The organism is Sphingomonas sp. FUKUSWIS1 (assembly GCF_000733135.1).
GTDB classification, from domain to species: domain Bacteria; phylum Pseudomonadota; class Alphaproteobacteria; order Sphingomonadales; family Sphingomonadaceae; genus Sphingomonas; species Sphingomonas aerolata.
The window spans coordinates 1-3,334 of the sequence record NZ_JPJC01000071.1 but is presented as its reverse complement, the minus strand read 5'-3'; the positions used below and the strand labels follow the sequence as shown (position 1 = coordinate 3,334).

At 53.9% G+C, this 3,334-nt stretch carries 1 tRNA gene and 2 rRNA genes; all 3 read left to right on the top strand.

Annotated features, from left to right (window positions below):
- Nucleotides 1–37: 37 nt before the first annotated feature.
- The 3 genes from sphsw_RS05640 to sphsw_RS05630 all read left to right on the top strand — a co-directional run bounded on the left by sphsw_RS05640 (nucleotide 38) and on the right by sphsw_RS05630 (nucleotide 3,334).
- A 23S ribosomal RNA gene (locus tag sphsw_RS05640) occupies nucleotides 38–2,835 on the top strand.
- Between the two features lie 225 nt (nucleotides 2,836–3,060).
- Nucleotides 3,061–3,175: ribosomal RNA gene (rrf, locus tag sphsw_RS05635) — 5S ribosomal RNA — on the top strand.
- An 82-nt stretch (nucleotides 3,176–3,257) separates the two neighbouring features.
- Nucleotides 3,258–3,334, top strand: a tRNA-Met gene (locus sphsw_RS05630).

The following is a 3,334-nucleotide window of genomic DNA, read 5'->3' as shown; positions in this document are numbered from 1 at the left end:
GAACGCACCCAGTGATGTCGTTGGTGGTGTGGACTCTCAAGCGTGAGGTAAGGGCAATTCGTGGATGCCTTGGCATGTACAGGCGATGAAGGACGTGGCACGCTGCGATAAGCGCGGGTGAGCTGTGAGCAAGCTTTGACCCCGCGATTTCCGAATGGGGAAACCCACCTATCCCGATTAATCCAAGCGCTGCGGTAACGCAGGGTATTGGGTTAATTAGGTTAGGTATCACTTAGCTGAATAAAATAGGCTTCGTGAAGCGAACCCGGCGAACTGAAACATCTCAGTAGCTGGAGGAAAAGACATCAACCGAGATTCCGTTAGTAGTGGCGAGCGAACGCGGACCAGGCCAGTGCCTGAATTTCAACTAGTAGAAGTCTCTGGAAAGTGACGCCATAGCGGGTGACAGCCCCGTATACGAAAGTGAGAATTCAGGACTCGAGTAGGGCGGAACACGTGAAATTCTGTCTGAACATGGGGGGACCACCCTCCAAGCCTAAATACTCGTACATGACCGATAGCGAACTAGTACCGTGAGGGAAAGGTGAAAAGCACCCCGATGAGGGGAGTGAAACAGTACCTGAAACGGATTGCCTACAAGCAGTTGGAGGGCTTTTATGGCCTGACAGCGTACCTCTTGCATAATGGGTCTGTGACTTAATGTATCAAGCAAGCTTAAGCCGATAGGTGTAGGCGCAGCGAAAGCGAGTCTGAATAGGGCGCCAGAGTTTGATGTATTAGACCCGAAACCCGGCGATCTAGGCATGACCAGGATGAAGGTGCAGTAACATGCACTGGAGGTCCGAACCGATTAACGTTGAAAAGTTACCGGATGAGTTGTGTTTAGGGGTGAAAGGCCAATCAAGCCGGGAAATAGCTGGTTCTCCGCGAAAACTATTGAGGTAGTGCCTCGCACGAACACCTTAGGGGGTAGAGCACTGGATGGGCTAGGGGGTCGCGAGATCTACCAAACCTAACCAAACTCCGAATACCTAAGAGTGATATGCGGGAGACAGACGGCGGGTGCTAAGGTCCGTCGTCAAAAGGGAAACAGCCCTGACCTACAGCTAAGGCCCCCAAATCGTATCTAAGTGGGAAAGCATGTGGGACTTCCAAAACAACCAGGAGGTTGGCTTAGAAGCAGCCATCCTTTAAAGAAAGCGTAACAGCTCACTGGTCTAAACAAGAGGTCCTGCGGCGAAGATGTAACGGGGCTCAAGATACGTGCCGAAGCTTAGGGTGTGCCACTTATGTGGTACGCGGTAGCGGAGCGTTCCGTAAGCCTGTGAAGCGATCTGGTAATGGGTCGTGGAGGTATCGGAAGTGCGAATGCAGACATGAGTAGCGATAAAGAGGGTGAGATGCCCTCTCGCCGAAAGACCAAGGGTTCCTGCGCAAGGCTAATCCGCGCAGGGTGAGCCGGCCCCTAAGACGAGCCCGAAGGGGGTAGTCGATGGGAACCACGTTAATATTCGTGGGCCTGGTGGTGTGTGACGGATCATGTGTGTTGTCATCCCTTATCGGATTGGGATGGCTTCGAAATGGTTCCAGGAAATAGCCCCACCGTATAGACCGTACCCGAAACCGACACAGGTGGTCAGGTAGAGTATACCAAGGCGCTTGAGAGAAGTGTCCTGAAGGAACTCGGCAAATTGCCTCCGTACCTTCGGAAGAAGGAGGCCCTCACTATGCGCAAGCACTTTGAGGGGGCACAGGCCAGGGGGTAGCGACTGTTTAGCAAAAACACAGGGCTCTGCTAAGTCGGCTTCAAGACGACGTATAGGGCCTGACGCCTGCCCGGTGCCTGAAGGTTAAGTGGAGGGGTGCAAGCTCTGAAATGAAGCCCAGGTAAACGGCGGCCGTAACTATAACGGTCCTAAGGTAGCGAAATTCCTTGTCGGGTAAGTTCCGACCTGCACGAATGGCGTAACGACTTCCCCACTGTCTCCAGGACATGCTCAGCGAAATTGAATTCTCCGTGAAGATGCGGAGTACCCGCGGTTAGACGGAAAGACCCCGTGCACCTTTACTGCAGCTTCAGAGTGGCATTAGGAAGAAACTGTGTAGCATAGGTGGGAGGCTTTGAAGCATCGGCGCCAGCTGATGTGGAGCCATAGGTGAAATACCACCCTGTTTGTTTCTGATGTCTAACCTCGTTCCGTAAGCCGGAACAGGGACCCTCTGTGGCGGGTAGTTTGACTGGGGCGGTCGCCTCCTAAAGAGTAACGGAGGCGCGCAATGGTGGGCTCAGGACGGTCGGAAACCGTCTGTTAGAGTGCAATGGCATAAGCCCGCCTGACTGCGAGACTGACAAGTCGAGCAGAGACGAAAGTCGGTCATAGTGATCCGGTGGTCCCTCGTGGAAGGGCCATCGCTCAACGGATAAAAGGTACGCCGGGGATAACAGGCTGATAACCCCCAAGAGCTCATATCGACGGGGTTGTTTGGCACCTCGATGTCGGCTCATCACATCCTGGGGCTGGAGCAGGTCCCAAGGGTTTGGCTGTTCGCCAATTAAAGTGGTACGTGAGCTGGGTTCAGAACGTCGCGAGACAGTTTGGTCCCTATCTGCCGTGGGCGTCGAAATTTGAGAGGAGTTGACCCTAGTACGAGAGGACCGGGTTGAACATACCTCTGGTGTACCAGTCGTTCTGCCAAGAGCGCAGCTGGGTAGCTATGTATGGACGGGATAACCGCTGAAAGCATCTAAGCGGGAAGCCTCCCTCGAGATAAGATTTCATAGAGCCGTCGGAGACCACGACGTTGATAGATCGGATGTAGAAGTGCGGTAACGCATGGAGCTAACCGATACTAATTGCTCTATTCGCGCTTGAGAGTCTCACACCATCAATGACAACACTGGGTTCGCCCAGCACGTCAGACGATAGTGCGGATGATTAAGACGACGCCAGATTGCCAATCCCCTCGCCGTCGAGGGATTGGTTACAAATACAACTATACCCAAGCACGGTATCGATTTTAAAACCCTCAAGACCCGCCGCAAGGCAAGCCTCGAGGGACCCAGATATCACAGTGACGCATGTCGCACCGGCTCCATTGCCTGGTGGCTATAGCGTCGGTGTCCCACCCGATCCCATTCCGAACTCGGCCGTGAAACCCGCCTGCGCCAATGGTACTATCGCTCAAGCGATGGAAGAGTAGGTCGTCGCCAGGCATTGAAGCCCGTGCGACATGCATCACACGATATCTAAACCCATTCACAATCTCATCTACCCTTACGTCCCTAACCGGACCGTCGCGGGGTGGAGCAGCCCGGTAGCTCGTCAGGCTCATAACCTGAAGGTCACAGGTTCAAATCCTGTCCCCGCAACCA